The following is a 25,921-nucleotide window of genomic DNA, read 5'->3' as shown; positions in this document are numbered from 1 at the left end:
TTGTCGTGCGATCTTACTTGCCCGGCGGGATGACGCCCTTCGTCAGCAGAAAGCAGCCGTAAAACCGCGTCTCGCCCGTCGTGATGACGCAATAGGCCTGCTTGGCTTTTTCGTAGAAGGCAAAGCGTTCAATGCCGTACATGGGGGCGGACTTTCCTTCAGCCGCGTCGATTTCCCTCTGCACTTCGGCCTGCACCGGTTCCAGTTGATCGGGCGCGCCCATCACTTCCATGCGGCCGACCGAGGGCTGCAGCGGGGTATCGAGCGGCAGGACGGACAGGATCGCTTTCATTGCGCGGGCAGCGGAGACGTTGTCGATGTGAAGAACCTTGCCGACTGTGGTGTGGCGGGCAACAGAGTCGGAGGGGAAATTGGTGTCCGAGATCACCAGCGTGTCGCCGTGACCCATGGCGCGCAGCGCGTGCAGAACGTCGGCATTCAGCGCCGGGTCGATATTCTTCAGCATGTCCTCAAACTCCCATGATGCTTTCGCCGTGTCGTGGCTCGCGTGCAATCCAGCCGGAAAACCCCGTGGCGTCAATCGCAAAGGTGTGATTGTGAAGCTTTGCGCAAGGGTGTATTTGGCTTTGTCCGCGAAATCGGCCTCGATTGAGACCAGTTAAGGGCAATGTGCAGGGAGGCAGAAATAATTCGAAAAACTGATAAGTCAGTATTGCTGACGTATCGACATTTCTGTAAAGATGCACGCATAAAAACGACACAAGAGGAAACGTACCCATGCTCAATTGGGAACAAATTTTCGCCACGCGCTCTTCGCGCATGAAAGCGTCTGAAATCCGCGAGCTGCTGAAGCTGCTCGAGCAGCCCGACATCATTTCCTTTGCCGGCGGTATTCCGGACCCCGCTCTTTTCCCAGCAGAGGAGTTTCAGCAGGCTTACGCGGAGATTTTTTCCGGCGCGCAGGTCAACGCCGCGCTGCAATATTCCGTCAGCGAAGGTTACAAGCCGCTGCGCGAATGGCTGGCGGGCGAAATGGACAAGATCGGCATCGAATGCACCGCCGACAACGTCTTCATCGTTTCCGGTTCGCAGCAGGGTCTCGATTATCTCGGCAAGCTGTTCCTGTCGCCAAAGGATACGGCGCTGGTCACCTGGCCTACCTATCTCGGCGCGCTCTCGGCATTCAATGCCTATGAGCCCAACTATGACCAGCTGAACCCCGGCGGTAACCGCACGCCCGAGGCTTACCGCGAAACCGCGGCCAAGCTTGGCGGTTCGGTGAAGTTCGCTTATCTATCGGCCGATTTTTCCAATCCGACCGGCGAAACCGTCGATCTGGCCGGACGGCAGAAGCTCCTGGAGCTTGCTGACGAGCTCGATATCGCCGTCATAGAAGACGCGGCCTATCAGTCGCTGCGTTATGATGGCGAAGCCGTTCCGCCGATCATGGCGCTCGACATTGCCCGTTCGGGCGGCATCGAAAACACCCGCACCATCTATTGCGGCAGCTTCTCGAAGACGCTCGCTCCGGGTCTGCGCGTCGGTTACATCGTCGCTTCCGCTCCTGTCATCCGAAAGCTGGTGCTGATGAAGCAGGCCGCCGACCTGCATTCCTCGACGATCAACCAGATCGCCATCGAACGCGTCGCCTCGCGCGGCTTCGACAAGCAGGTGGCCAAGATCAAGGCAGCCTATAGCGCACGCCGCGATGCGATGCTGGCGGCGCTCGAGAAGTACATGCCGAAGACGACCAGCTGGACGAAGCCGGAAGGCGGCATGTTCATCTGGGTGACGCTGCCTGAGGGCATGGATGGGGCGGCGCTGCTTGCCAAATCCATCGCCACGGAAAAGGTTGCGTTCGTTCCCGGCCGTGCTTTCTTTGCGGATGGTTCGGGCACGAACACGCTGCGCATCAGCTTCTCCTGCGCCAACGAGGCGATGATCGAGGAAGGCATGAAGCGCCTCGGGCGGTTGATTGCGACGGCTCAGGCGGAAACGGCTGAGGTAGTTCCGGCGATTTGAGGGTTGCGAGGTTTTTCGGCGGCGACGGGGGTTGTGGCTTCCCCCCCTCTGTCCTGCCGGACATCTCCCCCTCAAGGGGGGAGATCGACTCGCGGTTAAGGTATCGCCTATCGCAACAGTTGAAAATGAAGTGCTGTCAACGCCTCTTGCCGATCTCCCCCTTGAGGGGGAGATGCCCGGCAGGGCAGAGGGGGGTGAGCCGCAAGCACCAAGAGGCACTGTTCCCCTCAATCCCGCTGGCCCCAACAGATCACACCACTAAAATCCTGCCTGTCACATACATGTTATGCAATCATGTTTTAGCGGTCCCACCGAACAACAGGGACTGGATCCATGAAAACGCTGCTCTCCGCTTTCACCGCCATCGTATCGCTTGGCTTCATCGCCACTGCTGCCAATGCCGCCGATCTGGTGCTTTATACCAGCCAGCCGAATGAGGACGCGCAGGCGACCGTTGACGGGTTCAAGGCTGCCAATCCCGGTCTCGAAGTCGAGTGGGTACGTGACGGAACGCCGAAAATCATGGCCAAGCTGATGGCGGAAATCAGCGCCGGCAATCCGGTTGCCGACGTGCTTCTGATCGCCGATACCGTGACGCTGGAGCGCATGAAGCAGGCCGGTCAGCTGCTCGCCCACAAGTCTCCCGAAGCCAAGAATATCGATGCCACGCTCTATGATGCAGACGGCTTCTATTACTCCACGAAGCTCATCACGACAGGCATAATGTACAATACGGCCGCCGCGATGAAGCCGACGAGCTGGAAAGATCTGGCGAAGGCGGAAGCCAAGGGTCTCGTAACCATGCCGAGCCCGCTGACGTCGGGTGCGGCACTGATTCACGCGCAGACGCTTGCCGCCGCAAATGGCCTCGGCTGGGATTACTACAAGCAGCTGAAGGCCAATGAAGCCATTGCCGGCGGTGGCAACGGCGCGGTGCTGAAGTCCGTCGCTTCGGGCGAAAAGGCTTACGGCGTGGTGGTCGATTACATGCCGATCCGTGAAAAGGCCAAGGGCGCACCGGTCGAATTCGTCTTCCCGGAAGAGGGCGTTTCTGCTGTCACCGAGCCGGTCGCGATCATCAAGGGCACCAAGCACGAGGAAGCGGCCAAGAAGTTTGTCGATTACGTGCTTTCGGAAAAGGGCCAGCAGGGCTTCGTCAAGCTCGGTTACATCCCTGTCCGTGCCGATGCCGGCATGCCGGAAGGTTTCCCGGCCCGCGACAAGATCAAGGTTCTGCCGCTCAGCGCTGCCGATGCACTGAAGAATTCCGAACAGGATCTCAAGACCTTCTCCGATATTTTCGGTTCCAAGGGCTGATAAATCGGAATGACCCGTTCCAAGGCTTATGGAAACAGCCAGCCGCGCTGGCTGTTTCCTTTTGTGGTGAGTGTTGTTTTTGCGCTGAGCGCGCTGCCGCTCGGACGCCTCGCCTATACCGGCGTCGTTTCGTCACTGAATGGTGATATATGGCGACTTCTGGCCGATCCGGCGCTCTGGGATGCGGCGCTGAACACGCTCTCCACCTCGTTTTTAGGCATGCTGATTTCACTCGGAATCGGCGGCGCTTTCGCGCTCGCCCTGACGCTCTGCGACATCCGTGGCAAGTCGATTTTAAGCTTCCTGTTCATGCTGCCGATGATGATCCCGCCGCAGGTGACGGCGCTGTCGTGGATCGGCATGACCGGCCCGTCGAGTACGCTGTTGAAGGCCATCGGCCTTGCGCCGGCGATGGGTTCGCCGCAGCCGCTTTATTCCATCGCTGGCATCGCACTCTTGCTCGGTGTCCAGCACGCGCCGCTCGTCTATCTGTCGCTGCGCGCCGGGCTGCTCGCCTTACCGCAGGATGGCATTGAGGCCGCCAAGCTTTCCGGGGCTGCACCGCGACGCGTTTTGTGCGATATCATCCTGCCGCTTTCCACGCCTGGACTGATCGCCGGTGCGGCGATCTCCTTCGTCTCCAACGTCGGCAATTTCGGCATTCCGGCGATCCTCGGCATCCCCGCTTCGATCTTTACCCTGCCGACGCTCATCTACAGCCGTTTTGCCAGTTTCGGCACAAGCACCTTCGGTGATATCGCCATTCTCTCGACCATGATCGCCATCATTTCCGTGGCCGGGCTTGCGCTGCAGGAACGGGCGATGAAGGGGAGGGACTATCGCATCATTGGCCTTTCCGGCAAGGCGGCGACCTTCCGGCTTGGGCTGTGGCGGGTGCCGGCGGAGCTTGCCCTGTGGCTCATCCTGTTCTTCATGCTGGTGGCGCCGCTGACGGCGCTGGTGGCAAGCTCGCTCGCTCCCGCCTATGGCGTGCCGCTCAACCTCAAGACCGCAACGCTGCATGCCTATGAGGAACTGCTTTACCGGCAGAGCGTGACCCGCACGGCCTTCCGCAATTCGCTGTTTCTGGCGACGGCGACATCCTTGTGTCTCCTGGTGGTGACGGTGCTGACGGCTTATTTCCTCGTGCGTGGCAAAAGCCGGTTCATGTTCCTGCTTTCGGCGCTGGTGGATATTCCCTATGCGCTGCCGGGGGTGGTGATTTCCGTCTCTTTCGTGCTGCTTTTCGCCGCTCCTATTCCATTGCTCGGCATTACGCTTTACGGCACGATCTGGATCATTCTGCTTGCCTATTTCTCCTCTTTCTTCGCGGTCAGCCTGAAACCAATGGTCAGCGCTTTCCTGCAATTCGATCCATCGCTGGAAGAGGCAGCAAGGCTGTCGGGCGCGGGTTTCTGGCGACGGCTCAAGGATATTATCCTGCCGCTGGTCGGGCCCGCGGCAGGGGCTTCCGTCATCCTCGTGTTTCTGATCGCCTGCAACGAGCTGACGGTTTCGGCGCTCCTTTGGTCTGCCGGCACACAGACGCTCGGCGTGCTCATCTACAACCTCGATGACAGCGGCAGCTTCGATCTCGCCTCGGCGCTATCGGTGCTTGTCGTCATCATGGTGATTTTCCTCATGCTGCTGCTGGAAGTTCTGGGGCGCTATCTGCCAAAAGGAGTTGTGCCTTGGCGAAACTGATCCTTAACCGCCTGTCGAAGAGCTTCGGTGCCGGTTCGAAACCGGCCGTGGACGATGTTTCTCTCACTGTGCGGGAAGGCGGTTTTCTGGCGCTGCTCGGACCCTCCGGCTGCGGCAAGACCACAGTGCTGCGCATGGTTGCCGGGTTCGAACAGCCGACGGATGGTTCCATCCTGCTCGGCGAGCGGGTGCTGGCCGATGCCGGCAGCATGGTGGCGCCGGAGCGGCGCAACATGGCAATGGTGTTCCAGTCCTATGCGCTGTGGCCGCACATGTCGGTTGCCGACAATGCCGGCTACCCTTTGAAGGTGCGCGGTATTACGGGCGAAAAATACCGCGAGAGGGTGCGTCAGGCGCTTGCCGCCGTCCGACTTGAGAGCTTCGCGGATCGCCGTCCCGCCGAACTTTCCGGTGGCCAGCGGCAGCGTGTTGCGCTCGCCCGCTGCCTCGTCACCGAGCCTGACGTCGTATTGCTCGATGAACCGCTCGCCAACCTCGACCGGCATCTGCGGCAGGAAATGGAAGAGACATTTCGGGATTTCCATGCCCGTTCCGGCGCGACGATGATTTATGTCACTCACGATCAGGCGGAAGCCATGGCGCTGGCAACCGATGTCGCCGTCATGTCGCACGGCAAGCTGCTTCAGGTCGCGGCGCCTGCGGAGCTTTACGCGCGGCCGGAGGGCAGGCTGGTCGGGTCGCTGGTCGGGCAGGGGACGATCCTCAGCCTCCCACTGCCGGAAGGGGCATCGCGCGACCTCGACTGGTCCGCACTTCGGGCGGCGATGGAGAGAGGCGCGGGAGCATCGCAGGTCGACGTGCTTGTGAGGCCGCAGGATGTGGTGCGGGATGCGGAAGGCATTGCCTGCACCGTCACCTCGGTTCTGTACGAGGGCGAGCGTTATGCCCTTCGTCTTGACCTGCCGGATGGGCAGGCGGTCAGGGCCTATTCGCGTGAAGTCGCAGCTGTGGGTGACAGGCTTCCGGTTGCCATTCGCAGCGGGTGGCGGCTTTAGAGCGCACGCACTGCCGAACGCTGGAAAGGCGGAGCGACACCGGCTAAGCTGGGGTCGCAGCAATGGGAATGATTCATGTCGCTTCGGCTTGCCACCTTCAATATCGAAAATCTTCTCACCCGTTTCGATTTCACCGGCTTTCGCAACCAGACGCGACGCGACAGGGCGATCCAGCTTTTTGATATCAGGGACGAGGCGACCTATCAGGCCCTTGAAAGTGCGCGGATGGTCTCATCCACCGACGATACGCGCCAGCTTTCGGCGCTCGCCATCGCCGACGCGGATGCCGATATTCTCTGCCTGCAGGAAGTCGACAACATGGCGGCCCTGCAGGCCTTCGAATATGGCTATCTCTATCGCATGGTCGGCAATGGCTATCTGCAGAAATATCTGGTCGAGGGCAATGACAGCCGCGGTATTGATGTCGCGGTCGTCATGCGCGAGGAGACGCGGGATGGCGAGAAGATCGAGGTGGTCGACATCAAGAGCCATGCGGCGCTGACCTATCGCAATCTCGACCTCTTCAATCCGGCACTTGCCGCGACCAACCAGATCGATGACAAGATATTCAAACGGGATTGCCTTGAAATCGATCTGAGGATCGGCGGCAAGCCGCTGACGCTTTACGTCACGCATTTCAAGTCCATGACCAATGCCCGCGAAGCGTTGGACGCCCGGCTCGGCACCATGCCGATCCGCGAGGCGGAAGCCATGGCTGTGCGCCGCATCATCGAAAATCGCTGGGGTGCGGGCAATACGCGCAACAAGAATTTCGCGATCTGCGGCGACATGAACGACTATCAGGAACGCGTCGCGATTGCCGGTGACAGGCGCAATGGCTACAGCTTCACGCCCGTCGAAGAGGCAAGAAGTGCGCTCGATGTCTTCACTGCCGACGATTTTGTCATCAATCCTATGCTGCGTCGCGATGTCATGGACCGCTGGACGCTCTATCATTCGCGGGGCCCACAGGAGCAGCATTTGTGCCAGCTTGATTACATCTGGCTTTCTCCGCGCCTGGCCGAAAGCAACGCGACGCGGGTTCCCGAAATCGTCCGCGCCGGCCAGCCTTATCGCACCATCTTTCCGCCGGGGCAGGAGGTGGAGCGTTATCCGCGCACTGGCTGGGACCGCCCCAAGGCTTCCGATCATTGCCCTGTCGTGATGACGCTGGACCTGATCTGACGTCGCCGTTGGTCGGAAACCGGTGGCTTCTAACCGTTGGCGGCTTTCGGGAAATAGGTGGCCCAGACCCGGTTGCGACCTGCGCGCTTGGCTTCATAAAGCCGGTCATCGGCAATCGCGATCAACTCGTCCCAGCTGTTGACCGCCCGCGCTTCCTGCCAGACGACGCCAAAGCTCGCCGTCAGCGACAATCCACTTTGTTCATCCACGATCTGGGCTTCGATCAGGCGGCGGAGGCGGTCGGCCGTTGCCGTTGCCGTGGCATGGCTGACATCCTGCAGCACCACGACGAATTCTTCGCCGCCATAGCGGGCAAGAATGTCGTTCTTGCGCAATGCACCCCGCAACAAAGCCGCGGTCTTTTGAAGTGCAATGTCACCCATGGCATGGCCATAACGGTCATTGATCGATTTGAAATGGTCGATGTCGACGATCATCACGCCGAGCGACTGACACTGGTCCTCGCCCGTCAACAGGGAACGAACGGCCTTTTCGAGCGCCCGTCGGTTGAAGACGCCCGTCAGCGCATCCGTCTCGGAAAGTGCGCGTAACTGTTCGGCCAGCGCGCGCTGCTGGTTCTCCATTTCGCCCTTTTGACGAAGCTGCTCCCGCAGGAAGTCGAGTTCCTGGAACATCTTCTTCACCTCCGGGGCGACCCTGTCCTCATGCTGCGCCTCTGAAAGATCGCCCGCGGCGATGGCCGCAATCTGTGCCTGAACGGATTGCATGGGCCGGAACAGCGCTGTTTTGTAGACAGATGTGAGCCGCAGCAGGACCAGAACCGCAATACCTGCGAGAAAAAGCGATGTGGCGCCGTAGATCAGGGCTTCCTGCTGCTTCTTTTCGAGTCGCGCGCGTGTCTCGGCCAGAATGAGATCGCGCAACGTATCGGATGAACGCATCCCCGAAATATAGTTCCTGGAAAATTCAAGCACGCTCGGCTGGGCGGACGGCATGGCGATCACGATCGTATTCTGCGCGTAGCGCAGCGCCTGACCGAAATAATAGGTTTCGAGATCGCGGAATGCCCTGTCCAGTCGCGGCGTGGAAAGATAGGCGGCGGTGTAGTTGGTCAACGATGCCTTCAGTGATAGCAGGCTCTGCATCTCCGCATCGAACTTGGCGCGATAACCCAGCTTTTCCTGTCTGTTTGCCCGCAAACCCATGATCACATAGGAGCCGAGGCGGCCGATCCTGTCCCGCATGACACCGGCGGTGCCCGTCATCGCGATGTCTATCGCCACATCGGGCGTCACCTTGATGATGGCACGCGCTGCCTTGCCACGCAGCAGATTGACACTGTCGGCGGCCTTGAACATCGATGATATGGCGCCCGACATGGCCGTGTGGCTGCGTGCCGACAACGGCAGGGCGGCTACCTGATCCACCGCGTTGCGGGACTGCGCGAGTTTCTCGCGGGTCTCGACCAGCGATTTCGCCAGCTCCGGCTGGGTCCTGATGTCGTCGGCGAAGGAAGCTTCCAGTTCCGACAGCTTGTCGTCCGTTGCCTTGCGCGCGGCAGCGAGAGCTGCGACCAGATCCTGTTCAGCGGTGGATGCGCCCATCACATTGTTCGCGGGACCGCGCTCGGCCGAAACCAGCCATGCGGACTGGAGAGCGGTTTCGAAGCGGGTGAGCTGCGCCGCGTTGGTGCGGTAACGCAGATAGTTGGAAACGCTTGGCAGCGCGGCAAGTGTGGCCAGCAGGATGGAGCTCGCGGCGATGACGATCGTGCCCGTTAGCTGAATTTTCTGTATGCTTGCGCGCATTTGATGCGTTGTTCTCACTCAATCGGGTATAATTCATCACCATTTTAGCCGCGCCGCGTAAATACTTCGCTTATATTGCTGCGCTTTTGCCGTCTTGACGATCCTGCCGCCAAGCCTGCGGGCATGGTGTGGAAAAGCGCGCCGCCCGTGCTGCGTGATCAGTTTTCGCTTTACACCCGGTCAGAATCTGATAGTTGGCAAGGCACTGGATTGCCCTTGTAGCTCAGTTGGTAGAGCACCTGATTTGTAATCAGGGGGTCGCGGGTTCGAACCCTGCCGGGGGCACCAGTATTTTCAAGGATTTGGCCTGTCTTTCATACGCACTGCACGACTGATGTTCGTGCAGTGGCTACGGCTTTATGTGATAGAGCTTGTGCACGATCGTCCAGTTGCCGTCGTGTTCCAGCAGGGACAGATATTCGTAAAAATCCATACCGTCGAACCGGGTTGTCAGCTTTACCGAGGCGCTGTCTCCCTCCTTGTCGATGCCGAGGATTTCGAAGGCGGGGTCGTGATCGGGAAGGCCGCGTTCGGTTTTGCGGACCTGATCAACAAAATCCTCCAGAGACAGCCATTCAGTCGCGCCTTCGAATGTGCCGACGATGCTGGCGCGCGGGTCAAAAACATCGCGCATCAGGCCTTCATCCGCATAGGCCATGGCGTGCACATAATCCGTCACGGTCTGGGTAATGGTTTGCGGCATCGGATCGTCCCTCCCTCGGATCCAAAAGGGGAGCTTACACCCCTTGGCGACATTCCACCATAACCTCCTGAAAATGCGCTTGTTCGGGGCACGTGACGATCTCTCGTGGCGGCCCGTGCTGGAGGCGGTTCCGATGCCGGTCGACGTTTTGCGGCCACTGTCCACAATTTTGTCCCGGCTGTCGTTATAGTCGCCTTGGGTCCGACAAATTTCGGCATCAAGGGCTTTTTCGCCAGAGAGACCCTCTCGTGCGGGAGCGCGTAAATTCGTGTTCTGCCGGTTTAAGCGCCGTCGCGGGGTGCCGCACGGGGCGGATTTGGCCTATGATCCGGTTGCTGACCGGTTGAGAGTGGTAGCAGCGTGCGGGTAACAGTTTGCGTTTGAAGGTGTTTTTGTGATTGATCCCTATGTTTTGCTTGGCGTGGAGCGGGATGCCGACGAGGCGGCGATCAAGTCGGCCTACCGCAAGGTTGCGAAGGCTGCCCATCCCGACAGCGGTGGCGATGCCGAGCAGTTCGCGCGCCTGCAGACAGCCTATGAACTTCTGAAGGATCCCGTGCGCCGCAAGGTCTTCGATGACACGGGTTACGATCCGCAGCTTGCCGATGCCAAGGATCTCAAGGGCCTGCTGATGCTGGAAACGCTGGTCAATGAATTCATTCTGGACGAGCGGGAACCCGGCAGTTTTGATCCCGTGGCTGCCATGCGCCGGAAGCTGACCGATGATATTCTGAAAAGCCGCTTCCATATTCTGGAACTCGAACGGCACCGTACCCGGGTGCGTAAACATATGGACCGTCTCGGACGGAAGCCGGAAACCGATGTGCTGAGTTCGATGCTCCGCGCCCGAAGCCAGTCCATAGCCGAAGCCATACGCAACGCGGAGGCGCAGATCGAGGCGATAGAACAGGCCTATACCATGCTCGAGGGCTATTCCTACGAGCTGGAGAGCGTGACGCTCGCCGAGCCGTTGCTGAAGGGCGAGGCGGCGGAGTAACTGCCTGTCATGGGCCGTTGACGAGGGCGAGTATGAGCTGGTGAACCCGCCCGCCCGGGGACAGTTCATCCCGGTCGAAATCTCGGCCGCGTTGCCGCTGCTCGTTGGAAAGCTCACCCAACCTTTGCTGCAGAACAGCGCGCACCTTCTGGCATTTGGGATCGTCTTCCGCCCGTAGCCCGGTGCTGAAGGCTTCGATCTTTCTCACCATATCGAGAATGTGCTCGCCATGAACTCGCTCATGGGTTTCCACCCCGGAAATGAAGGTCTTCCAGCTGGCGGCGACGGCGGCCGGCAGATGGGCAGGTGCCTTTGGCCAGGTGTAGATGATGGTGAGATTGGGTCTGGCACTGGCCAGCACACAGGCACCGTCGGGCTGCGGTCGGTAGTCTCTCCGCCACGTCAGCTTGAAGGTGGTGTGGGCAATGGCCTGCACGCCCGCAGTCGGGCCGCGCTCGCCGATGGACTGATAAAGCGCACCGCCCGTATTGCCGCTGACGGCATAGGTCTTTATCTGCTCGGCGGGTTTCCAGCCGGTGGACTGTGCGGATAGCGGGAGAGCGCTCAGCAACATGATTGCGGCGCTGAAGGTGATTTTGGGGAGGCTGTTGACGGGCACGCATCGATCCTTGCAGGTTGCGCGCCGAAGATAGGCGAGAGGCGGGCAGTGAGGCAAGGGTGCGGGCGGTGGGAATGCTGCCTGATGTTCAGACTTCCACGCATGAAAAACCCCCGCGCCGGAGCGCGGGGGGACAAGCCTCGACTGCAGGGGTAATCAGTCGTCCAGCTTGTCGTAATCGAGCTTCGGAGCGTTCTGCAGTGCATCCTTGGTGGTATCGACAAAGGCCTTCCATGTGCCGTTGTCATTATGAACGGCCACGGAGGCCGGATCGAGCACCACGTAGCTTTTGTCGATGCCCAGGAAGCCGCCGACGCTGGCCACGAGGCCGATCACCGCCTTGCCATCGCCGATCACGACGTCTTCGATTTCGCCGATGTTTTCATTCTGGGCGTTATAGATATCCATGCCATCAAGCTGGGAAGCGGTGAGATCGGTCTTCTGGACATTGACGAACTTCAGCGGGCCGGTTGCCTTCGTACCCATGGTAATGCCGGGGCCCGACAAGGTCGCATCCGCGCCGGCAGCAGGAGCCGTGGCAGCCGTCTGGGCAAATGCCACGGAAGAGGAGAGCGCTGCTGCGGCAGCGAGAGCGATGACATTGATTTTCATGATGTTTCTTCCCTTTTTATGCTGAACATTGCGTTCGGGGAAGAAACGGCAAAGAGCGGATTTGGTTCCTCATGGGATGACAGGAAAATTTGGTCTATGGTGAAAAAGAAACAGGCGTGCGTCGAAATCGGGAGGATGTCATGGCGAAAAACACGGTGACTGAAGATGCGGAGCAGACCGCACCATCAGATTTCATCGAGCGGAAGATCGCGGAGCTGGGCGACTGGCGCGGCGAGACGCTCGCGCGTGTTCGCGCGGTGATCCAGAAGGCCGATCCGGAAGTGGTGGAAGAGGTGAAGTGGCGCGGCGTTCCGGTCTGGTCGCATGCGGGCATTCTCTGCACCGGCGAAACCTATAAAAGCGCGGTGAAGATGACATTTGCGAAGGGCGCCTCTCTGGAGGACCCGTCAGGCCTGTTCAATTCGAGCCTTGAGGGCAACACGCGGCGCGCCATCGATTTTCACGAGGGCGATGTCGTTGATGAGGAGGCGCTGGCAGCGCTGATCCGCGCTGCGGTGGCGTTGAACGTGGCGGGAAAAAGCGGAAAGAAGCGGGGATAAAGCCGGGCGGTGTCACCGGCAAAGAACGACAGATCGTGATTTAATCGCGGTTGGGATCCGCTGTCTTGTCCCACTCTCCGTCGATGAATTTCAGCGCATCGATGATCGAAACCTTCCACACGGACCAGACGTGATCGCCATCCGTCACCCGCAGTTCGGATTTGCGGTTGTCCGCCTGCAGGGTCTCATGCAGGGCAATGGCACCGCGCCAGAGGAAGAAGCCATCGTCATCTCCCACAGTCAAATAGGTGGCGGGGAGATCCTGACTTTCTGCGACATGCTGTGCGACGAGGGTGAAGACATTCTTTTCGTTAAAGAGACGTGCATCGAAAGGGGTGCCGAAGGCGCCGGAGAAATGATCGCCGGTTGAGGGAAGCACGATGCCGCTGGTGACGGTGGTGCGGTCGACGCGGTGGAAAAAGGCGCTGTCCTGAATGAGCTTGAGTTCGGCGGGTGTCTTGTCGAGATCGGAGGCGGGCACGTTTTGCCAGATGGCGCCCGACAGGCTGGCGACGGCGCCATAGAGGTCCTCGTGGCCATAGGCGAGATGCAGGGCGCCGAAACCGCCCATGGAAAGGCCAACAATGGCGCGGCCTTGACGATCTTTTCGCACCGGCAGCGTTTTTTCGATCTGGTGGCGCAGATCGCCGGTGAGGGCGGTCTCGTAATCGCCGGGACCGCCGACGGCGGCAGAATCCACATACCAGCTGTTTTTCACGCCGGGCATCACGACAACCAGAGGGCGGATGGCGCCAGCCTCGATGAGCGTATCGAGCGTCTTTTCGATATTGCCGAGATCGCGCCAGCTGTTCTGGTCGCCGTCATGGCCGTGCAGGAGGTAAAGTACAGGCCAGCCGTTTTCGGGCGGCGGACCTTCGGGGCGATAGATATTGACAGGGAGCGGCGCGTTCAGGGCGGCGCTGTGAAAGGTGGCGTCTTGGATATGGCCGGCGAAAGCTGAACCGGAGGACATGAACAGACAGAAGGCCATAAGTTTTTTTCGATACATATGGGTCTCCTGTCATCATTCCCGAAAACGATCAACGTTCCCCGGGCCTACGCGTTCCTGATTTCATAATGTTACGGCAATGTTGTTCGCGCAAGTTTGCGCGCGGTCTGGCGATTGCGACGCCGCAAACGTGGTTTGACAAGCCCACTTCATTAAGCTGCTTTTTTCAGGTTCCAACAGGATGACATTGCCATTATCGCGTTTTGCCTGCCTGTCTGTTTTTCTACTGTTCCTCGCCGGTTGCATGACCGTACCGATTTCCAGCATTCCCAAGCTGATGCGGCAGGATTTTCTGACGATGGATTTCGAGCATGTGCGGGTCGGATTGCAACTGCCAGCCAATCTTTCCCTCCGGTCCGGTGACGCCGTGATGATCACCCGGAGCAGGACAGACGGCGCAGCCGAAGAAACCGTTGCGACCTACGCGCTGGTGGCGGATACGGATGCGGCTGCGCTCGCTAAATTCCGGCCGGAAAAACGGGATGGTATGTTGGCGAGCGTATGGCGGGTAAAGCCCGAAGACGTCGGAAGGCTCGCGGAGCTACAGGAGCGGGTGCGCCGTTCCCGCGCTCAGGGTCCCCGTATCAGAGGCAGCACCGAGATCAAGATCGTGAAAGCCTGCTTCAAAGGCACGTTTCCCGCTGGCCCGATCTATTCCTCGATCTATATGAAACCGGCGGAAAACGAAGACTATATTCCCACATCGCTTGATGCGGATCTGGTCAAGCTGTTCGGGGCAACCGCGGTCAAGTCGCTGATCACGCCTTGTGAAGGCTGACAGGCGCCGCCGGCATGCGCAGACGGCGCTGACATGAACGATGGGAGCCTTAGCCGCTGTTCATGTCAGGCGGGCTTTGCACAAAGCGCATCAGCGGCCCGGACGGCCAGTCTTGCCCTTGGTCCTGCTTTTGCGCTTCTGCTCTCCGGCATCTTCATAGGAACCGGCGCCGATCTTGCCACGGACCAGCGGCCGCGGATCGTCCGTGGAGCGTTCGGGCTGGCCTTCCAGCAGCGGGGAGAACCTCTTGCCGGGTTCGGTCGCGGGCTTATCGGGCACCGCGCCCCTTACGGGCTTTTCGGTACGGCCCACGGTCATCTCGTCCAGCGTGTTCTTGCGGAAAAGCGGTTTTCCTGCGTCGGAGCCCGGACCCATCTCGTCCAGCGAAGGTTTGGCGAAGAGAGACTTCCCGCTTTCGTTCGTGGAAGCGGCATCCCCGTCTGCCCTGCCGGATGTCTCCCCCTCAACGGGGGAAATCGACAAGTGGCTCCGTCTGTTGTTTTTCCCGCCGCCTTCGACCGCACGTGCTTCTTCCTTGGCCATGGGGTCGTCCATGGTGGCAAGTTCGGCTGCCTTGAGGCGTTTGATTTCGTCGCGCAGACGGGCTGCCTTTTCAAAGTCGAGGTCCGCTGCGGCGTCGCGCATGGATTTTTCCAGCGCGTTGAGATGCGCCTGGAGATTGTTGCCGACCAGATGACCGCCATCGGCGAAGCCCTTGCCGGAAACGCCTGAAATATCGGCTCTTACGTGGTCGCGTTCATACACGGAATCAAGAATGTCGGAGATCCTCGCCTTGACCGATTCCGGCGTGATGCCATGTTCCTGGTTATAGGCCATCTGCTTTTCACGGCGGCGGGAGGTTTCCTCCATCGCCCGCTTCATCGAACCGGTGATATTGTCGGCATAAAGGATGACCTTGCCATCGACGTTACGGGCGGCGCGGCCGATGGTCTGGATCAGCGAGGTCTCCGAGCGCAGGAAGCCTTCCTTGTCTGCGTCGAGGATGGCTACGAAACCACATTCCGGAATATCGAGGCCCTCGCGCAGCAGGTTGATGCCGACGAGCACGTCGAAAGCGCCGAGGCGCAGGTCGCGGATGATCTCGATGCGCTCCAGCGTGTCGATATCGGAGTGCATGTAACGAACGCGGACACCCTGTTCATGCAGATATTCGGTGAGGTCTTCGGCCATCCGCTTGGTCAGCACGGTGCAGAGCGTGCGGTAGCCCTTGGCGGCGGTCTCGCGGATTTCGCCGAGAACATCGTCCACCTGGGTGCGGGCGGAGCGGACTTCGACCGGAGGATCGATGAGGCCGGTCGGACGGATGACCTGTTCGGCAAAAACGCCGCCGGATTGCTCCATTTCCCAGCCTCCGGGGGTGGCGGAGACGGAAATGGTCTGCGGGCGCATGGCATCCCATTCCTCGAAGCGCAGGGGACGGTTGTCCATGCACGAGGGCAGGCGGAAGCCATATTCGGCCAGCGTTGCCTTGCGGCGGAAGTCGCCGCGATACATGCCGCCGATCTGAGGAACGGTGACGTGGCTTTCGTCGATGAAGATCAGCGCGTTGTCGGGAATATACTCGAACAGGGTCGGCGGCGGCTCGCCCGGATTGCGGCCGGTGAGATAGCGTGAATAGTTTTCGATGCCGGCGCAGGAGCCCGTGGCCTCCAGCATCTCGACATCGTAGCGCGTGCGCTGTTCCAGACGCTGGGCTTCCAGCAGGCGGCCGGCTTTTTCAAGCTCGGCGAGGCGCAGCTTCAGCTCTTCCTTGATCGACTTGATCGCGCCGTTCAGCGTCGGGCGCGGTGTCACATAGTGCGAATTGGCGTAAATCTTCACCGATTGCAGGTCGCCGGTCTTATGGCCGGTCAGCGGGTCGAATTCGGTGATGGATTCAATCTCGTCACCCCACATGGAAATGCGCCAGGCCGCATCTTCAAGGTGGGCGGGGAAGATTTCGATCGTATCACCGCGCACGCGGAAGGAGCCGCGCACGAAGTTGATGTCCTGCCGCTTGTATTGCTGGGCCACGAGGTCGGCAAGAAGCTGGCGTTGATCCAGCTTGTCGCCCACCTGCATCTGGAAGGTCATGGCCGTATAGGTCTCGACCGAACCGATACCATAGATACAGGAAACCGAAGCGACGATGATACAGTCGTCACGTTCGAGAATGGCGCGCGTTGCGGCGTGGCGCATACGGTCGATCTGCTCGTTGATCGACGATTCCTTCTCGATATAGGTGTCGGAACGCGGCACATAGGCTTCCGGCTGGTAATAATCGTAATAGGAAACGAAATACTCCACCGCATTGTTTGGAAAGAAGTTTTTGAATTCGGAATAGAGCTGGGCAGCCAGCGTCTTGTTGGGCGCCAGAATAACGGCCGGGCGCTGTGTGGCCTCGATCACCTTGGCCATGGTGAAGGTCTTGCCGGAGCCGGTGACGCCGAGCAGCACCTGCGAGCGGTCGCCGGAATTGAGGCCTTCGACGAGATCGGCAATGGCGGTCGGCTGATCGCCGGATGGCTTGTAGTCCGTCACCATCTCGATGGCGATGCCGCCTTCCGATTTCGGCGGACGGGCCGGCCTGTGGGGTGTCCACAGCTTGCCATCCTTGAAGAGCGGGTTGCCGCTTTCAATCAGTTTGGAAAGCGCGTCCACCGTCGCCGTCACCGCGCCCGGTGCCAGGGACTGGGCATCCTCCAAGGAGACATCGAGCCCTGCCACAGGATTGAGACCCGCGGCGGCGCGCGTTTTCGGATCGCTCGACGCGCCGATCGAAACGCCGCGTGCCGTTTTGGACGCGGTGGTCTTTTTCGCCGGCTTTGTGGCGGCCTTTTCCGCTTCCTTGCGCGCTTCTATTTCGATCTTCTTGCGGTGCTTGCCCGCCTTCGAAGCAATTTCGCGCTGGGTCTCCACGGAGGATGCTTCCGCTTCCGCCTCAAGTTGCTTGACCCAATCGGCAACGCTGCCGCCGAGCGGCGCGCCTTCGAATGACGATTGCGGAGCTTCCTCGAAGCCCGAGGGCGAGGAGGTGGAGTTTTTCGGTGATCTGGCCATGGGCGAAATATGGAGAGAGTCACGCGCAAAGGGAAGGGGAGACAGTGAAAAAATGAGTACAAAAAGGAAACGGAGCATGCGGAACAAAATTCCGCCGGATGCGTTGCGTAGCGGCTGAACACGGCCTTGCCGCGATCCGTAGAAATCGATTCCGGTTTTCGGCCGGATGCGCTAGAGCAAATCCATTACGGCAGGATGAGGGGTCCCCTCAGACTGCTTTCTTCCGCTGCATTTTACGACATCCCTCTTTTTTCCAGGACCCAACATGCCGTTCTCAATCAGCCCTGCCCACATCTGGCCTGTCCTGATGCTCATCGCCTCCAATGTTTTCATGACCTTCGCCTGGTACGGCCACCTCAAGCACAAGGGCAGCGCGCTCTTTCTGGCGATTGTCGCCAGCTGGGGCATTGCCTTTTTCGAGTATGTGCTCGCCGTTCCCGCGAACCGCATCGGTTCGGAGGTTTACTCCACCGCACAGCTCAAGACCATTCAGGAGGTCATCACGCTCGCGGTCTTCGCGCTGTTTTCGATCTTCTGGCTGAAGGAAAGCATCACCATCAACCACGTCATCGGCTTTGCGCTGATCGCTTTCGGTGCTTCCTTCATTTTCCGGTCCTGAATAGGAAGAGACCCGCGCTTTGCCTGCCCAGAACCATCGCAACGGACAAGAGGTGATGTATCGATGAAAATACGGCCTGCAAGACTTGACGATGCAAAGGGAATGGCAGCGGTTCAAAACGAGATATTCGCGGCCGGCCTTCGAAAAGCGCCGACGGACGTCGCGGCGGTGCTGGAGAATTACATCCAGCACGCCGACCGTATCGAGTGTTCGGTCGCGGAGGATGAAGACGGGCATATCCTGGGCTTCCAGTCGCTGCGTTATGCACGGGCGGACAATCCCTATGGCGTGGCGGAAGGGTGGGGCATCATCGGCACCCATGTCAGTCCGCAGGCGGCGCGAAGAGGCGTTGGATCCGCCCTCTTCGCCGCGACGCGCAGGGCGGCGGAGGCGCGGGGCCTCAAGAATATCGACGCCAGCATCGGCGCGGACAATGCGCTCGGGCAGAGTTATTATGATGCCATGGGCTTCATGACCTACCGCCAGCCGGAAGGGTTGGTCTGCAAGGTTTACCGACTGGACTAGATGCGGCGTGCCGCTGCCGGTCAGGTATTGCTCTGATGGTCAGCTGCGATTGTCGTTTTCGGAATATTGCAGGCGGGCCTTGCAGATGCGGACGTGGTTTTCGTCGGCCCATTGGACCAGCAATTGCATCGGTACCAGAAACGAGCGGCCAAGACCTGTCAGCTCATACTCCACGCGCGGCGGCACCTCGGCATAAAGCGTGCGCCGGATGAATCCATCCTCCTCCAGCCGCTTCAGCGTACGGGACAACATCTGCTTGGAAATGTCGTCAATCCTGCGGTTCAACTCGTTGAAGCGCAGCACGCCGCCCTGCAGCGCTTCGAGAACCAGAAGGCTCCATTGGTCTCCGATGCGGTCCAGCACATCCCGAATGGGGCAGGGCTGCTCGAAGTCGAAGATTTCTTTCGTCTGCGTATCCGACATTTCGATTACCCCATATCCTTGCAGGTCATCGCCGTGTGACCAGATCACCGGCTGCTGACTTCTTGCGGCCGAGGACGCGATACCATAGCTCTTTCTTTCGGTCTATTATTTAGACCAACGACAATAGCAACAAAAGGAAGAAGCCATGGCTAAAATCGCGCTCATCGGTGCGTCCGGCAATGCCGGGTCCCGTATTCTCAAGGAACTTTCCGACCGGGGGCATCATGTTACGGCCATTGCCCGCAGCCCCGAAAAGATTGCCACCCTGCCGAACGTCGTTGCAAAGAAAGGCGATGTCTTCGATCAAACCGGACTTTCAAAACTGCTTGCAGGTCACGATGCCGTGATCAGTTCGGTGCATTTCACGGCGAGCGACCCGGTGACGCTGATCGAGGCCGTGCGTGCCTCTGGCGTTCCACGCTACCTCGTGGTCGGTGGCGCCGGCAGTCTTGAAATCGCGCCCGGCCAGCGTGTCGTCGACCTGCCGGATTTTCCTGCCGCTTACAAGGCCGAGGCCACCAAGGGTGCGGAGTTTCTTGATTTGCTGAAACAGGAAAAGCAGCTCGACTGGACCTTCCTTTCGCCTTCCGCCGAGTTCGTGCCGGGTGAAAGAACGGGCAAATTCCGCATCGGCAAGGACAATCTTCTGAGCAATGAAGATGGTAGCCGCATTTCCTTCGAAGACTACGCGATTGCGCTTGTCGATGAAATCGAGAAGCCGCAGCATTCCCGCCAGCGCTTCACCGTCGGTTATTGAGAGGTATCACCCATGAATGTCATGACACGTCGTCTCGCCATCGCCGCTCTCGCTCTTGCGCCCGCATTGACAGCCGTTCCGGTGCTGGCCGAAACCGCCGGGCGGGATTTCGCCCGGGAAGAGGCCAATCGCAAGCTGGTGATCGAGTTTTACGATACCGTCTTCAACAAGCACGAAGTGGAAAAGGGTGCTGCCGTTATTGTCGACAGCTACAAGCAGCACAATCCCATGGTGCCGGATGGCAAGAAACCGTTCGTGGATTACTTCACCGGCCACTTCAAGGAAAACCCGCAGTCCAAGGCGCGGATCGTGAGAAGCGCCGCGGATGGCGACCTTGTCTATCTGCATATTCATTCAACAGAAAAGGACGGAGACCGGGGCAGGGCCATCGTCGATATTTTTCGGGTGACCGATGGCAAGATCACCGAGCATTGGGATGTAATCCAGCCCGTGCCGGAGACGGCGGCGAACAACAATACGATGTTCTGAGGCGACGAACTTTTGAGGCAGGCGGGCACGCCGGGATCGTGCCCGCTTGCCGGAACGGGTAAACTTCAGGCCAGAAGATCGTAAGTACGGAAAATCCAGGCGATCTGGTAAATCAGCGCAAAGATGACGAGAAACCGATGGAAACGGCGGTTCTCGATGAAGATCGCCAGCGTGAACAAAATGACGTAGATGGCGGTGCGTATAAGGTATTCCGGACCAAGTGAGGCGAGATAGTCCTGGCCTTTCAGCAAAGTATCCCCGACATCGGTGACGAAAAGCGCTGCCAGAAAGGCGAAGAACCAGCTTTTGCGGGAAAGGAAATAATCCTCATATCCCTTGTACTCCTTCATCTCCGTGGGAAAGAGCAGAACGCACAGGAAATAAAACAGCGAGCAGAACAGGATCAGGAAAAGGAACGCGCCGAAGCCCAGTACATGGCCTGTGGCAGAAAGCCGGTGCTCCCACCACCAGAAATGCACCAGCATCAGAAACAGGAACGCCACCCAGCCGATGTGCAGGGGATAAATCCGTTCTTTTTTGGGATGCTGCACGAAACCTGCAAGGCCGGTCAGCAATCGGGCGAGGCTGAGGCCGACCACCATGCCCATCACCGCGCGGATGTGCGAATAGGCTTCTGCGGCGTTGACGGCGACCTCCATCGCTCCTACTCCGCCGGAGGAATGGGCGTCGGTTGCCCGTTTTCGTCCATCGCCACCATGATGAAGGTGCCGGCGGTTACCTTTTCCAGCTTGTCGTAACGCGACCGCTGCGCCCAGGCCTCTACCGTCAGCGTGATGGAGGTGCGGCCGACGCGGGCAATATCGGTATAGATGGACAGCGTGTCGCCGATCTTCACCGGCAGTTCAAAGGCCATTTCCTTGACTGCCGCCGTGACCACGCGACAGCGAGAGCGTTCCGCCGCACGAATGCCGCTCGCCAAGTCCATCTGTGACATGACCCAGCCCCCGAAAATATCGCCGGCCGGATTGGCGTCGGCCGGCATGGCGAGCGTTCTGAGCGTCAGCTCGCCGGTCGGTTTGATGGTCTGGTCGGTCATGTTGAGATGTGCTCCGTGCGAATGACAAAGGCGCAGCATGCGATGCGCTTTGTGATTTCGCAAGGAATGGCAAGCGTCAGGACGACGCTTTGCCCAGAAATTGCTGCGTTGCGTAAAGGGCGATGGCCGCCGCGTTCGACACGTTGAGCGATTTGATCGCTCCCGGCATATCGAGACGGGCGAGCGCCGAGACGGTCTCGCGGGTCTTCTGGCGCAGGCCCTTGCCTTCGGCGCCCAGCACCAGTGCGATTTTTTCGCCGCTGAAGGTCCGTTCAATCGGGGCGGGGCCCTCCGAATCGAGGCCGACCGAGAAGAAGCCGAGTTTGTGCAGTTCACCCAGCGCATCGGCGAGATTGGTGATCTGGATATAGGGGATGAGTTCCAGCGCGCCTGAGGCGGATTTCGCCAGCACACCCGACTCGGTCGGGCTATGGCGCATCGTGGTGATGACGGCGCCCGCATTGAAGGCGACTGCCGAGCGCATGATGGCGCCAACATTATGCGGATCGGTGACCTGATCGAGCACGAGAATGAGTGGGCTATCCTTCAGCGCGCCCAGCCGCTTGACCGGCAGCGGCCGGGTCTCCAGCATCACGCCCTGATGGATCGCCTCAGGCCCCAAAACCCTGTCGATATCCTGCGGGGATACTATCTCGACCGGGAAGGGCTGCGCCTCCGCCTCGCCGATATCGAGACGTGCAAAGGCATTCTGGGTAACAGAAAGCTTGACGATCTGCCGCTCCGGATTGGCAAGGGCTGCGCGTACGGTATGCAGGCCGTAAAGGTGCACCTGGTCGGGCGCAAGTTGCGGCGGCTTCCAATCGTCGGCGCCGCGGTTCCGGCGCTTCGACTGCTGCGGGGTCGGAATTTCACCGCGCTCGCGCTTCGCGTCGCGCACGGCACGACGCAGGTTGGCGTAATGTGTGTCGCGGGTGGATTTGTTGTTGGGATCGTCTTTGCTCATGGCGCCTTATATCTCCGGCGCGTGCCGCGCACCAGCCCCCGTGATAATCCACAGGGCTGCAAAGGGGATTGAATTTTTTCCCGAAAATTCGTGAAAGGGCGTGTTGACAGAAACGAACGAGGCCGTCATATACGCGCCACAGACGACGCAACGGCGCTTCGCCGCAGCGAAATCTGAAGAGCTTGGTCGCTTGATCCTCGCAGATAACTGGAGGGATGCCCGAGTGGTTAAAGGGGACGGACTGTAAATCCGTTGGCTACGCCTACGTTGGTTCAAATCCAACTCCCTCCACCATTCTGCACGGATCGAAATCGCCACCGCGGGTATAGCTCAATGGTAGAGCAGCAGCCTTCCAAGCTGAATACGCGGGTTCGATTCCCGCTACCCGCTCCAGCTTCCTCTCAGTAAATCACCTTATCGCTGCGCGACGTGTTTCGCGTCTCCGGGTATTTGTGCCGTGAGCATTCAGCCGATGCGGTGATGGGCTCTAGTTTATCCTATACGCCATGAATGCCGCGCCCCCAGTCGCGCTCAATAAGGCGAACGGCACTGGCTTCTTGTGCCTGCGGGCGCCAGGTAGCTATTGTCAGTAGGATGATAGGAGGCGTAACGCGCCGCGCACCATTTTACGTGATTTATTTCGGCCTGCGACAGGGCGTATCCGTCAGGCGTGGCTTCTTCCCCGGTTCCCGCGGCAAAGGCGGATGCGGGATAACCGCGCTGGCCCGAATTTTGTGCCTGCGTTTCGTAGGCAGGCTGTATGAGGCTCAACGCCTCAGCGGGCATAACAAAAGCGGCAGATAATGCGACGCCAAGAGCGAGCGCGGAGATGGTCTTCGGCATCCTCAACATCGATAAATCCTCATTATTCGTTCGGGATGCTAACGAAAATTTAGGAATTTCGTTCCGATGGAGGCTTGACGCCACACGAAGACGTGATTCTTCGGCTTGATCGGAGAGCGTGGGTTCGGATCGGGCCTCATGGGGAATCCGAGGCGCGGCAGGATGGATTTATGCTCGCTCAACCGGACTTTGTATCCATGCCGCACTGCTCGTTGACAAGCGGAAAATCCGGTCAGATAGTCGACCGGCAATCATGCAAACGGGAGTCTTCGATGTTGAACAGGGTTGTCATTCTCTCATCCTTTGCGCTGCTGGCATCGGCGGCGTTTGTCTCCCCCGCTGCCGCACTCACCATGAAGGAGTGCAGCGTAAAATATCAGGCGGCGAAAGCTGACGGGTCCGCCAAGGACGTCAAGTGGAACGATTATCGCGCCAAGTTCTGCGGCAGCGAGGCGGCGGCTGAAGATGCGGCCGACGACAAGCAGGTCGCGGCCACAACCGAGAAGGAACCCGAGAAAGCGACGATCAAGGCTCCGAAGGGCGTCGCTTTCCCGAGCGCTGTTGACAAGAAATATTCAAGCGAGACGCCGGCAAAGGCCCGCCTGAAAACCTGTGTCGACTCCTATCACAAGAACAAGAATGACGGTACGCTCGGTGACCTGAAATGGATCCAGAAGGGCGGCGGCTACTGGAGCCTGTGCAACACGGCGCTGAAGAGCTGAGGCGGGTAGGGGCGGCGGTCGGTTTCCGCCGCCCTCTCCCAAGCCGATATCGCATGAAGCGTGTAGCGCTGGTGGCGAAGACCCGCGCGCTGGCGGATTTGTGCGTCCTGCTCCGTCCATCGACCCCATTTCGGGCGGGTAAAATATCCGAATAGCCTGTGATTCAGCCTCTTGGTAGACAGGCTGATCCCTGCGGTTTATCCGCATCCAGCAATTCAACGGTTACGGTTGTCGAGCAACGGCCGTCCGGCGATGGGGGCGGATGACCAGACGGTTTCGAAATTATCTCGTAGTTCTGGCCATATCCTTGGCGATGTGGGCCGTGATTCTCGGCATTGTTTACTGGCTGTTTCGATAGCCAGCCCCCGCTTGGGGTGGATTGCAATGATGCACGCGTCCAGCGGCAATGAATCGGGGATATGGCGGCGGTTCCTGGAGCTGCCGCAATTTGGCTTTGCTGGCGTGACCTTATGACGGGGTCAAACCAGGAAGGCCCATCATGAAGAAATCCGTTGCAGCACTCTATCTTGCCGCTCTGTCCTTGCCGGCTGCCTCCAGCGCGCTTGCCGAGGATCTGGTGATTCCGCTTCCCGGGGATACGACGGTTGAAAAAACCGATGCCGTCTATCGGTGCGGCGCCGAGACGGTGGAGGCGGTTTATTACAATGCCGGCGACATCAGTCTTGTTCGGCTGGGCTTGAAGGACGGCGTTATCGTCGCCGCCAATGTCGTTTCAGGCTCCGGAGCAAAATACCAGGGCGGCGCTCGTGTCTGGTGGTCCAAAGGAGACGAAGCCGATCTCTACGATGTGATGACGGATCCGGACATGAAACAACCGGTTCACTGCGTGGAAGAGAAAAAAACCTGATCGCCATGATATTCATGGAGCGGCGGCAGGGCGGTTTTGAAAACCGTGCCATGCCGCCGGTCAGTGTCAGGCTGCATGCTCAGCCAAGAACAAGCGACGCCAGAAGCGCCAGCAGAATGAGAGAACTGGCGACGACGCCAAGCTTCATTCGGCGAAGACGACGGGTACGTCCGCCGCTCCAGTCATAAGCCATTGGGAGCTCTACCTTTCTTTTTATTATTATGACTTATAAGTAGCTCCCTAGGCTTGCCCGTGGCTGACCTCAATTGCCAGAATCTACCGGCGACAAATCACGATTTCCCAATCTTCTCCGGATGTTGCAGCGAAGGCGGCAGCTGATTCCCCGCTCGTTCCACCAACGCAAAGGCCGGGTGGTCGGTGAGCTGGCCCCCGTCATGCAAAAGGCCCGGAAAGCGAGGCTTCCGGGCCTTCTGAAAGTGTGTTTCTGCAGGTGGCTCAGCCGAGATAGGCCTGAATGTAGGGCAGGACTTCGAGCGTGCCGTGATACAGCATGTTGAGCGCCACGTAGATGATGACCATCAGGCCGAGATAGGAAATCCAGCGGTAGCGGTGCAAAAGCTTGGCGACGAAGTTGGCTGCAAGTCCCATCAGCGCGATCGAGACGATGAGCCCGATGACCAGAACAGTCACATGTTCTTGCGCGGCGCCGGCGACGGCGAGCACATTGTCCAGCGACATGGAGACGTCGGCGATGACGATCTGGGTCGCTGCCTGGAAGAACGTCTTGTGGCCCTTGGTCAGGTCGGCCTCTTCATCCGTCACCTCGTCCTCGATGGATCCCGAAGCTTCGCGCAGTTCGCTCCACATCTTCCAGCAGACCCAGGCGAGCAGCAGGCCGCCAAAGAGTTGCAGGCCGACGATGGCAAGAAGCTGTACAGTGACGGCGGCAAACCCGATGCGGAGAACCGTGGCGGCGATGATGCCGACAAGGATCGCCTTGCGGCGGAGATGCGCGGGAAGACCGGCGGCGGCAAGGCCGATGACGATGGCGTTGTCGCCTGCCAGAACGAGATCGATCGCAATGACCTGTAAGAATGCCGTGAAACCGGCGGCTGTGAAGATTTCCATTGGCTGGTCCTGAAACGGATAGAGAGGCGGCGCGGGGAAAAGCGGCGGTCGAGACATGCATGGCAGCGCGGCAGCGCCCGGTTCCGCTCGCCCGTCTCCCCCCGGCGATGAAGTGTCCTTAAGCCATCGAGCCGCCCCAGGTAAAGAAGTTGTGATGGAAATATCTTAATTAGTGATTGGCTGCGACTGAAAGGCGGCTCGTCTGTATCTCTGTGTGATGCCACGGCGCGGGTTTGAATGTCGCAAAACATAC

General features: G+C 59.4%; 27 protein-coding genes and 3 tRNA genes. 17 read left to right on the top strand and 13 right to left on the bottom strand.

Annotated elements, in window-relative coordinates:
• Nucleotides 1–13 precede the first annotated feature (13 nt).
• Nucleotides 14–466 (bottom strand): RbsD/FucU family protein, encoded by a 453-nt coding sequence (locus ACZ47E_RS08270; RefSeq protein ID WP_022556554.1) that lies wholly within the window; start codon nt 464–466, stop codon nt 14–16.
• 272 nt (nt 467–738) lie between these two features.
• Here ACZ47E_RS08270 and ACZ47E_RS08265 point away from each other — a divergent pair, with 272 nt between their 5' ends.
• From ACZ47E_RS08265 to ACZ47E_RS08245, 5 genes are all read left to right on the top strand, one after another.
• The gene (locus ACZ47E_RS08265) at nt 739–1,983 is read left to right on the top strand and encodes an aminotransferase-like domain-containing protein (RefSeq protein WP_004442697.1); all 1,245 of its coding nucleotides are present in this window, start codon (nt 739–741) and stop codon (nt 1,981–1,983) included.
• A 333-nt stretch (nt 1,984–2,316) separates the two neighbouring features.
• Entirely contained in the window at nt 2,317–3,300 is a 984-nt protein-coding gene (locus ACZ47E_RS08260) for an ABC transporter substrate-binding protein (protein ID WP_004442696.1), read from the top strand.
• A 9-nt stretch (nt 3,301–3,309) separates the two neighbouring features.
• Entirely contained in the window at nt 3,310–5,004 is a 1,695-nt protein-coding gene (locus ACZ47E_RS08255; protein WP_464016836.1) for an ABC transporter permease, read from the top strand.
• Nucleotides 4,992–6,020, top strand: a complete 1,029-nt coding sequence (locus ACZ47E_RS08250) for an ABC transporter ATP-binding protein (protein WP_278066863.1) — start codon at nt 4,992–4,994, stop codon at nt 6,018–6,020. Before ACZ47E_RS08255 ends, ACZ47E_RS08250 begins: the two co-directional genes overlap by 13 nt.
• 75 nt (nt 6,021–6,095) lie before the next feature.
• Nucleotides 6,096–7,205: an endonuclease/exonuclease/phosphatase family protein gene (locus ACZ47E_RS08245; protein ID WP_004442690.1), complete on the top strand. Its 1,110-nt coding sequence runs from the start codon at nt 6,096–6,098 to the stop codon at nt 7,203–7,205.
• 29 nt (nt 7,206–7,234) lie between these two features.
• Here the strand turns inward: ACZ47E_RS08245 and ACZ47E_RS08240 are convergent, their stop codons facing one another.
• On the bottom strand, nt 7,235–8,974 hold the full coding sequence (locus ACZ47E_RS08240; RefSeq protein WP_045531852.1) for a GGDEF domain-containing protein: 1,740 nt from the start codon (nt 8,972–8,974) through the stop codon (nt 7,235–7,237).
• A gap of 212 nt (nt 8,975–9,186) precedes the next feature.
• Here ACZ47E_RS08240 and ACZ47E_RS08235 point away from each other — a divergent pair.
• A tRNA-Thr gene (locus tag ACZ47E_RS08235) sits at nt 9,187–9,262 on the top strand.
• 61 nt (nt 9,263–9,323) lie between these two features.
• Here ACZ47E_RS08235 and ACZ47E_RS08230 read toward each other — a convergent pair.
• Entirely contained in the window at nt 9,324–9,677 is a 354-nt protein-coding gene (locus ACZ47E_RS08230; RefSeq protein WP_004442686.1) for a nuclear transport factor 2 family protein, read from the bottom strand.
• Between the two features lie 394 nt (nt 9,678–10,071).
• On the opposite strand from ACZ47E_RS08230, the gene ACZ47E_RS08225 reads away from it, so the two are divergent.
• Nucleotides 10,072–10,674, top strand: a complete 603-nt coding sequence (locus tag ACZ47E_RS08225) for a J domain-containing protein (protein ID WP_003522436.1) — start codon at nt 10,072–10,074, stop codon at nt 10,672–10,674.
• Between the two features lie 7 nt (nt 10,675–10,681).
• Here the strand turns inward: ACZ47E_RS08225 and ACZ47E_RS08220 are convergent, their stop codons facing one another.
• Entirely contained in the window at nt 10,682–11,248 is a 567-nt protein-coding gene (locus ACZ47E_RS08220; RefSeq protein WP_153776300.1) for a DUF922 domain-containing Zn-dependent protease, read from the bottom strand.
• Nucleotides 11,249–11,449: 201 nt separating this feature from the next.
• Nucleotides 11,450–11,905, bottom strand: a complete 456-nt coding sequence (locus ACZ47E_RS08215) for a PRC-barrel domain-containing protein (protein WP_004442682.1) — start codon at nt 11,903–11,905, stop codon at nt 11,450–11,452.
• A gap of 140 nt (nt 11,906–12,045) precedes the next feature.
• Between ACZ47E_RS08215 and ACZ47E_RS08210 the strand changes: the two genes are divergently transcribed.
• A complete protein-coding gene (locus tag ACZ47E_RS08210; RefSeq protein ID WP_278066862.1) occupies nt 12,046–12,465 on the top strand; it encodes a DUF1801 domain-containing protein in 420 nt (139 codons plus the stop codon).
• Nucleotides 12,466–12,505: 40 nt separating this feature from the next.
• On the opposite strand, the gene ACZ47E_RS08205 is transcribed toward ACZ47E_RS08210, so the two are convergent.
• Nucleotides 12,506–13,474 carry an alpha/beta hydrolase gene (locus ACZ47E_RS08205; RefSeq protein WP_278066861.1) on the bottom strand — a complete coding sequence of 323 codons (969 nt, stop codon included), beginning with the start codon at nt 13,472–13,474 and terminating at the stop codon, nt 12,506–12,508.
• A gap of 181 nt (nt 13,475–13,655) precedes the next feature.
• Here ACZ47E_RS08205 and ACZ47E_RS08200 point away from each other — a divergent pair, with 181 nt between their 5' ends.
• A complete protein-coding gene (locus ACZ47E_RS08200; protein ID WP_004442676.1) occupies nt 13,656–14,252 on the top strand; it encodes a hypothetical protein in 597 nt (198 codons plus the stop codon).
• Between the two features lie 90 nt (nt 14,253–14,342).
• Here ACZ47E_RS08200 and uvrB read toward each other — a convergent pair whose 3' ends face one another.
• Nucleotides 14,343–17,312 (bottom strand): excinuclease ABC subunit UvrB, encoded by a 2,970-nt coding sequence (gene uvrB, locus ACZ47E_RS08195; protein WP_278066860.1) that lies wholly within the window; start codon nt 17,310–17,312, stop codon nt 14,343–14,345.
• Between the two features lie 265 nt (nt 17,313–17,577).
• Between uvrB and ACZ47E_RS08190 the strand changes: the two genes are divergently transcribed.
• Both ACZ47E_RS08190 and ACZ47E_RS08185 read left to right on the top strand, forming a co-directional pair.
• Nucleotides 17,578–17,931 carry a DMT family protein gene (locus ACZ47E_RS08190; protein ID WP_003507620.1) on the top strand — a complete coding sequence of 118 codons (354 nt, stop codon included), beginning with the start codon at nt 17,578–17,580 and terminating at the stop codon, nt 17,929–17,931.
• 102 nt (nt 17,932–18,033) lie between these two features.
• A complete protein-coding gene (locus ACZ47E_RS08185; protein ID WP_081859515.1) occupies nt 18,034–18,456 on the top strand; it encodes a GNAT family N-acetyltransferase in 423 nt (140 codons plus the stop codon).
• A 39-nt stretch (nt 18,457–18,495) separates the two neighbouring features.
• Here the strand turns inward: ACZ47E_RS08185 and ACZ47E_RS08180 are convergent, their stop codons facing one another.
• Entirely contained in the window at nt 18,496–18,879 is a 384-nt protein-coding gene (locus tag ACZ47E_RS08180) for a winged helix-turn-helix transcriptional regulator (protein WP_004442667.1), read from the bottom strand.
• A gap of 145 nt (nt 18,880–19,024) precedes the next feature.
• On the opposite strand from ACZ47E_RS08180, the gene ACZ47E_RS08175 reads away from it, so the two are divergent.
• Both ACZ47E_RS08175 and ACZ47E_RS08170 read left to right on the top strand, forming a co-directional pair.
• Nucleotides 19,025–19,636: an NAD(P)-dependent oxidoreductase gene (locus tag ACZ47E_RS08175; protein WP_136882775.1), complete on the top strand. Its 612-nt coding sequence runs from the start codon at nt 19,025–19,027 to the stop codon at nt 19,634–19,636.
• A 12-nt stretch (nt 19,637–19,648) separates the two neighbouring features.
• Nucleotides 19,649–20,125, top strand: a complete 477-nt coding sequence (locus tag ACZ47E_RS08170; protein ID WP_037089965.1) for a nuclear transport factor 2 family protein — start codon at nt 19,649–19,651, stop codon at nt 20,123–20,125.
• A gap of 65 nt (nt 20,126–20,190) precedes the next feature.
• Here the strand turns inward: ACZ47E_RS08170 and ACZ47E_RS08165 are convergent, their stop codons facing one another.
• The 3 genes from ACZ47E_RS08165 to ACZ47E_RS08155 all read right to left on the bottom strand — a co-directional run bounded on the left by ACZ47E_RS08165 (nt 20,191) and on the right by ACZ47E_RS08155 (nt 22,146).
• On the bottom strand, nt 20,191–20,784 hold the full coding sequence (locus ACZ47E_RS08165; protein ID WP_278066859.1) for a hypothetical protein: 594 nt from the start codon (nt 20,782–20,784) through the stop codon (nt 20,191–20,193).
• Between the two features lie 5 nt (nt 20,785–20,789).
• Nucleotides 20,790–21,182, bottom strand: coding sequence for an acyl-CoA thioesterase (locus ACZ47E_RS08160; RefSeq protein ID WP_004442658.1), 393 nt, complete (start codon nt 21,180–21,182; stop codon nt 20,790–20,792).
• Nucleotides 21,183–21,258: 76 nt separating this feature from the next.
• Nucleotides 21,259–22,146: a TrmH family RNA methyltransferase gene (locus tag ACZ47E_RS08155; RefSeq protein WP_006700352.1), complete on the bottom strand. Its 888-nt coding sequence runs from the start codon at nt 22,144–22,146 to the stop codon at nt 21,259–21,261.
• Between the two features lie 209 nt (nt 22,147–22,355).
• On the opposite strand from ACZ47E_RS08155, the gene ACZ47E_RS08150 reads away from it, so the two are divergent.
• Both ACZ47E_RS08150 and ACZ47E_RS08145 read left to right on the top strand, forming a co-directional pair.
• Nucleotides 22,356–22,440, top strand: a tRNA-Tyr gene (locus ACZ47E_RS08150).
• A gap of 25 nt (nt 22,441–22,465) precedes the next feature.
• Nucleotides 22,466–22,539: transfer RNA gene (locus ACZ47E_RS08145), tRNA-Gly, on the top strand.
• A gap of 138 nt (nt 22,540–22,677) precedes the next feature.
• Here ACZ47E_RS08145 and ACZ47E_RS08140 read toward each other — a convergent pair.
• Nucleotides 22,678–22,998 carry a BA14K family protein gene (locus ACZ47E_RS08140; protein WP_004442654.1) on the bottom strand — a complete coding sequence of 107 codons (321 nt, stop codon included), beginning with the start codon at nt 22,996–22,998 and terminating at the stop codon, nt 22,678–22,680.
• 263 nt (nt 22,999–23,261) lie between these two features.
• On the opposite strand from ACZ47E_RS08140, the gene ACZ47E_RS08135 reads away from it, so the two are divergent.
• Nucleotides 23,262–23,711: a hypothetical protein gene (locus ACZ47E_RS08135; RefSeq protein ID WP_077987469.1), complete on the top strand. Its 450-nt coding sequence runs from the start codon at nt 23,262–23,264 to the stop codon at nt 23,709–23,711.
• A 499-nt stretch (nt 23,712–24,210) separates the two neighbouring features.
• On the top strand, nt 24,211–24,579 hold the full coding sequence (locus tag ACZ47E_RS08130) for an MliC family protein (protein WP_278066858.1): 369 nt from the start codon (nt 24,211–24,213) through the stop codon (nt 24,577–24,579).
• Nucleotides 24,580–25,035: 456 nt separating this feature from the next.
• On the opposite strand, the gene ACZ47E_RS08125 is transcribed toward ACZ47E_RS08130, so the two are convergent.
• Complete coding sequence (locus ACZ47E_RS08125) at nt 25,036–25,668, bottom strand: TerC family protein (protein WP_004442646.1); 633 nt, start codon at nt 25,666–25,668, stop codon at nt 25,036–25,038.
• Between the last annotated feature and the right edge of the window lie 253 nt (nt 25,669–25,921).

The organism is Agrobacterium sp. 5Ca39 (genome assembly GCF_055382365.1).
Note: the sequence above shows the minus strand (reverse complement) of the source record. Positions and strands in the feature narration are given on the sequence as shown.

Coding starts and splice junctions, on each gene's coding strand:
- ACZ47E_RS08270 (WP_022556554.1), bottom strand. CDS start 466: ATGCTGAAGAATATCGACCCGGCGCTGAATGCCGACGTTCTGCACGCG.
- ACZ47E_RS08265 (WP_004442697.1), top strand. CDS start 739: ATGCTCAATTGGGAACAAATTTTCGCCACGCGCTCTTCGCGCATGAAA.
- ACZ47E_RS08260 (WP_004442696.1), top strand. CDS start 2,317: ATGAAAACGCTGCTCTCCGCTTTCACCGCCATCGTATCGCTTGGCTTC.
- ACZ47E_RS08255 (WP_464016836.1), top strand. CDS start 3,310: ATGACCCGTTCCAAGGCTTATGGAAACAGCCAGCCGCGCTGGCTGTTT.
- ACZ47E_RS08245 (WP_004442690.1), top strand. CDS start 6,096: ATGTCGCTTCGGCTTGCCACCTTCAATATCGAAAATCTTCTCACCCGT.
- ACZ47E_RS08240 (WP_045531852.1), bottom strand. CDS start 8,974: ATGCGCGCAAGCATACAGAAAATTCAGCTAACGGGCACGATCGTCATC.
- ACZ47E_RS08230 (WP_004442686.1), bottom strand. CDS start 9,677: ATGCCGCAAACCATTACCCAGACCGTGACGGATTATGTGCACGCCATG.
- ACZ47E_RS08220 (WP_153776300.1), bottom strand. CDS start 11,248: ATGTTGCTGAGCGCTCTCCCGCTATCCGCACAGTCCACCGGCTGGAAA.
- ACZ47E_RS08215 (WP_004442682.1), bottom strand. CDS start 11,905: ATGAAAATCAATGTCATCGCTCTCGCTGCCGCAGCAGCGCTCTCCTCT.
- ACZ47E_RS08210 (WP_278066862.1), top strand. CDS start 12,046: ATGGCGAAAAACACGGTGACTGAAGATGCGGAGCAGACCGCACCATCA.
- ACZ47E_RS08205 (WP_278066861.1), bottom strand. CDS start 13,474: ATGTATCGAAAAAAACTTATGGCCTTCTGTCTGTTCATGTCCTCCGGT.
- ACZ47E_RS08200 (WP_004442676.1), top strand. CDS start 13,656: ATGACATTGCCATTATCGCGTTTTGCCTGCCTGTCTGTTTTTCTACTG.
- uvrB (WP_278066860.1), bottom strand. CDS start 17,312: ATGGCCAGATCACCGAAAAACTCCACCTCCTCGCCCTCGGGCTTCGAG.
- ACZ47E_RS08190 (WP_003507620.1), top strand. CDS start 17,578: ATGCCGTTCTCAATCAGCCCTGCCCACATCTGGCCTGTCCTGATGCTC.
- ACZ47E_RS08185 (WP_081859515.1), top strand. CDS start 18,034: ATGGCAGCGGTTCAAAACGAGATATTCGCGGCCGGCCTTCGAAAAGCG.
- ACZ47E_RS08180 (WP_004442667.1), bottom strand. CDS start 18,879: ATGTCGGATACGCAGACGAAAGAAATCTTCGACTTCGAGCAGCCCTGC.
- ACZ47E_RS08175 (WP_136882775.1), top strand. CDS start 19,025: ATGGCTAAAATCGCGCTCATCGGTGCGTCCGGCAATGCCGGGTCCCGT.
- ACZ47E_RS08170 (WP_037089965.1), top strand. CDS start 19,649: ATGAATGTCATGACACGTCGTCTCGCCATCGCCGCTCTCGCTCTTGCG.
- ACZ47E_RS08165 (WP_278066859.1), bottom strand. CDS start 20,784: ATGGAGGTCGCCGTCAACGCCGCAGAAGCCTATTCGCACATCCGCGCG.
- ACZ47E_RS08160 (WP_004442658.1), bottom strand. CDS start 21,182: ATGACCGACCAGACCATCAAACCGACCGGCGAGCTGACGCTCAGAACG.
- ACZ47E_RS08155 (WP_006700352.1), bottom strand. CDS start 22,146: ATGAGCAAAGACGATCCCAACAACAAATCCACCCGCGACACACATTAC.
- ACZ47E_RS08140 (WP_004442654.1), bottom strand. CDS start 22,998: ATGTTGAGGATGCCGAAGACCATCTCCGCGCTCGCTCTTGGCGTCGCA.
- ACZ47E_RS08135 (WP_077987469.1), top strand. CDS start 23,262: ATGTTGAACAGGGTTGTCATTCTCTCATCCTTTGCGCTGCTGGCATCG.
- ACZ47E_RS08130 (WP_278066858.1), top strand. CDS start 24,211: ATGAAGAAATCCGTTGCAGCACTCTATCTTGCCGCTCTGTCCTTGCCG.
- ACZ47E_RS08125 (WP_004442646.1), bottom strand. CDS start 25,668: ATGGAAATCTTCACAGCCGCCGGTTTCACGGCATTCTTACAGGTCATT.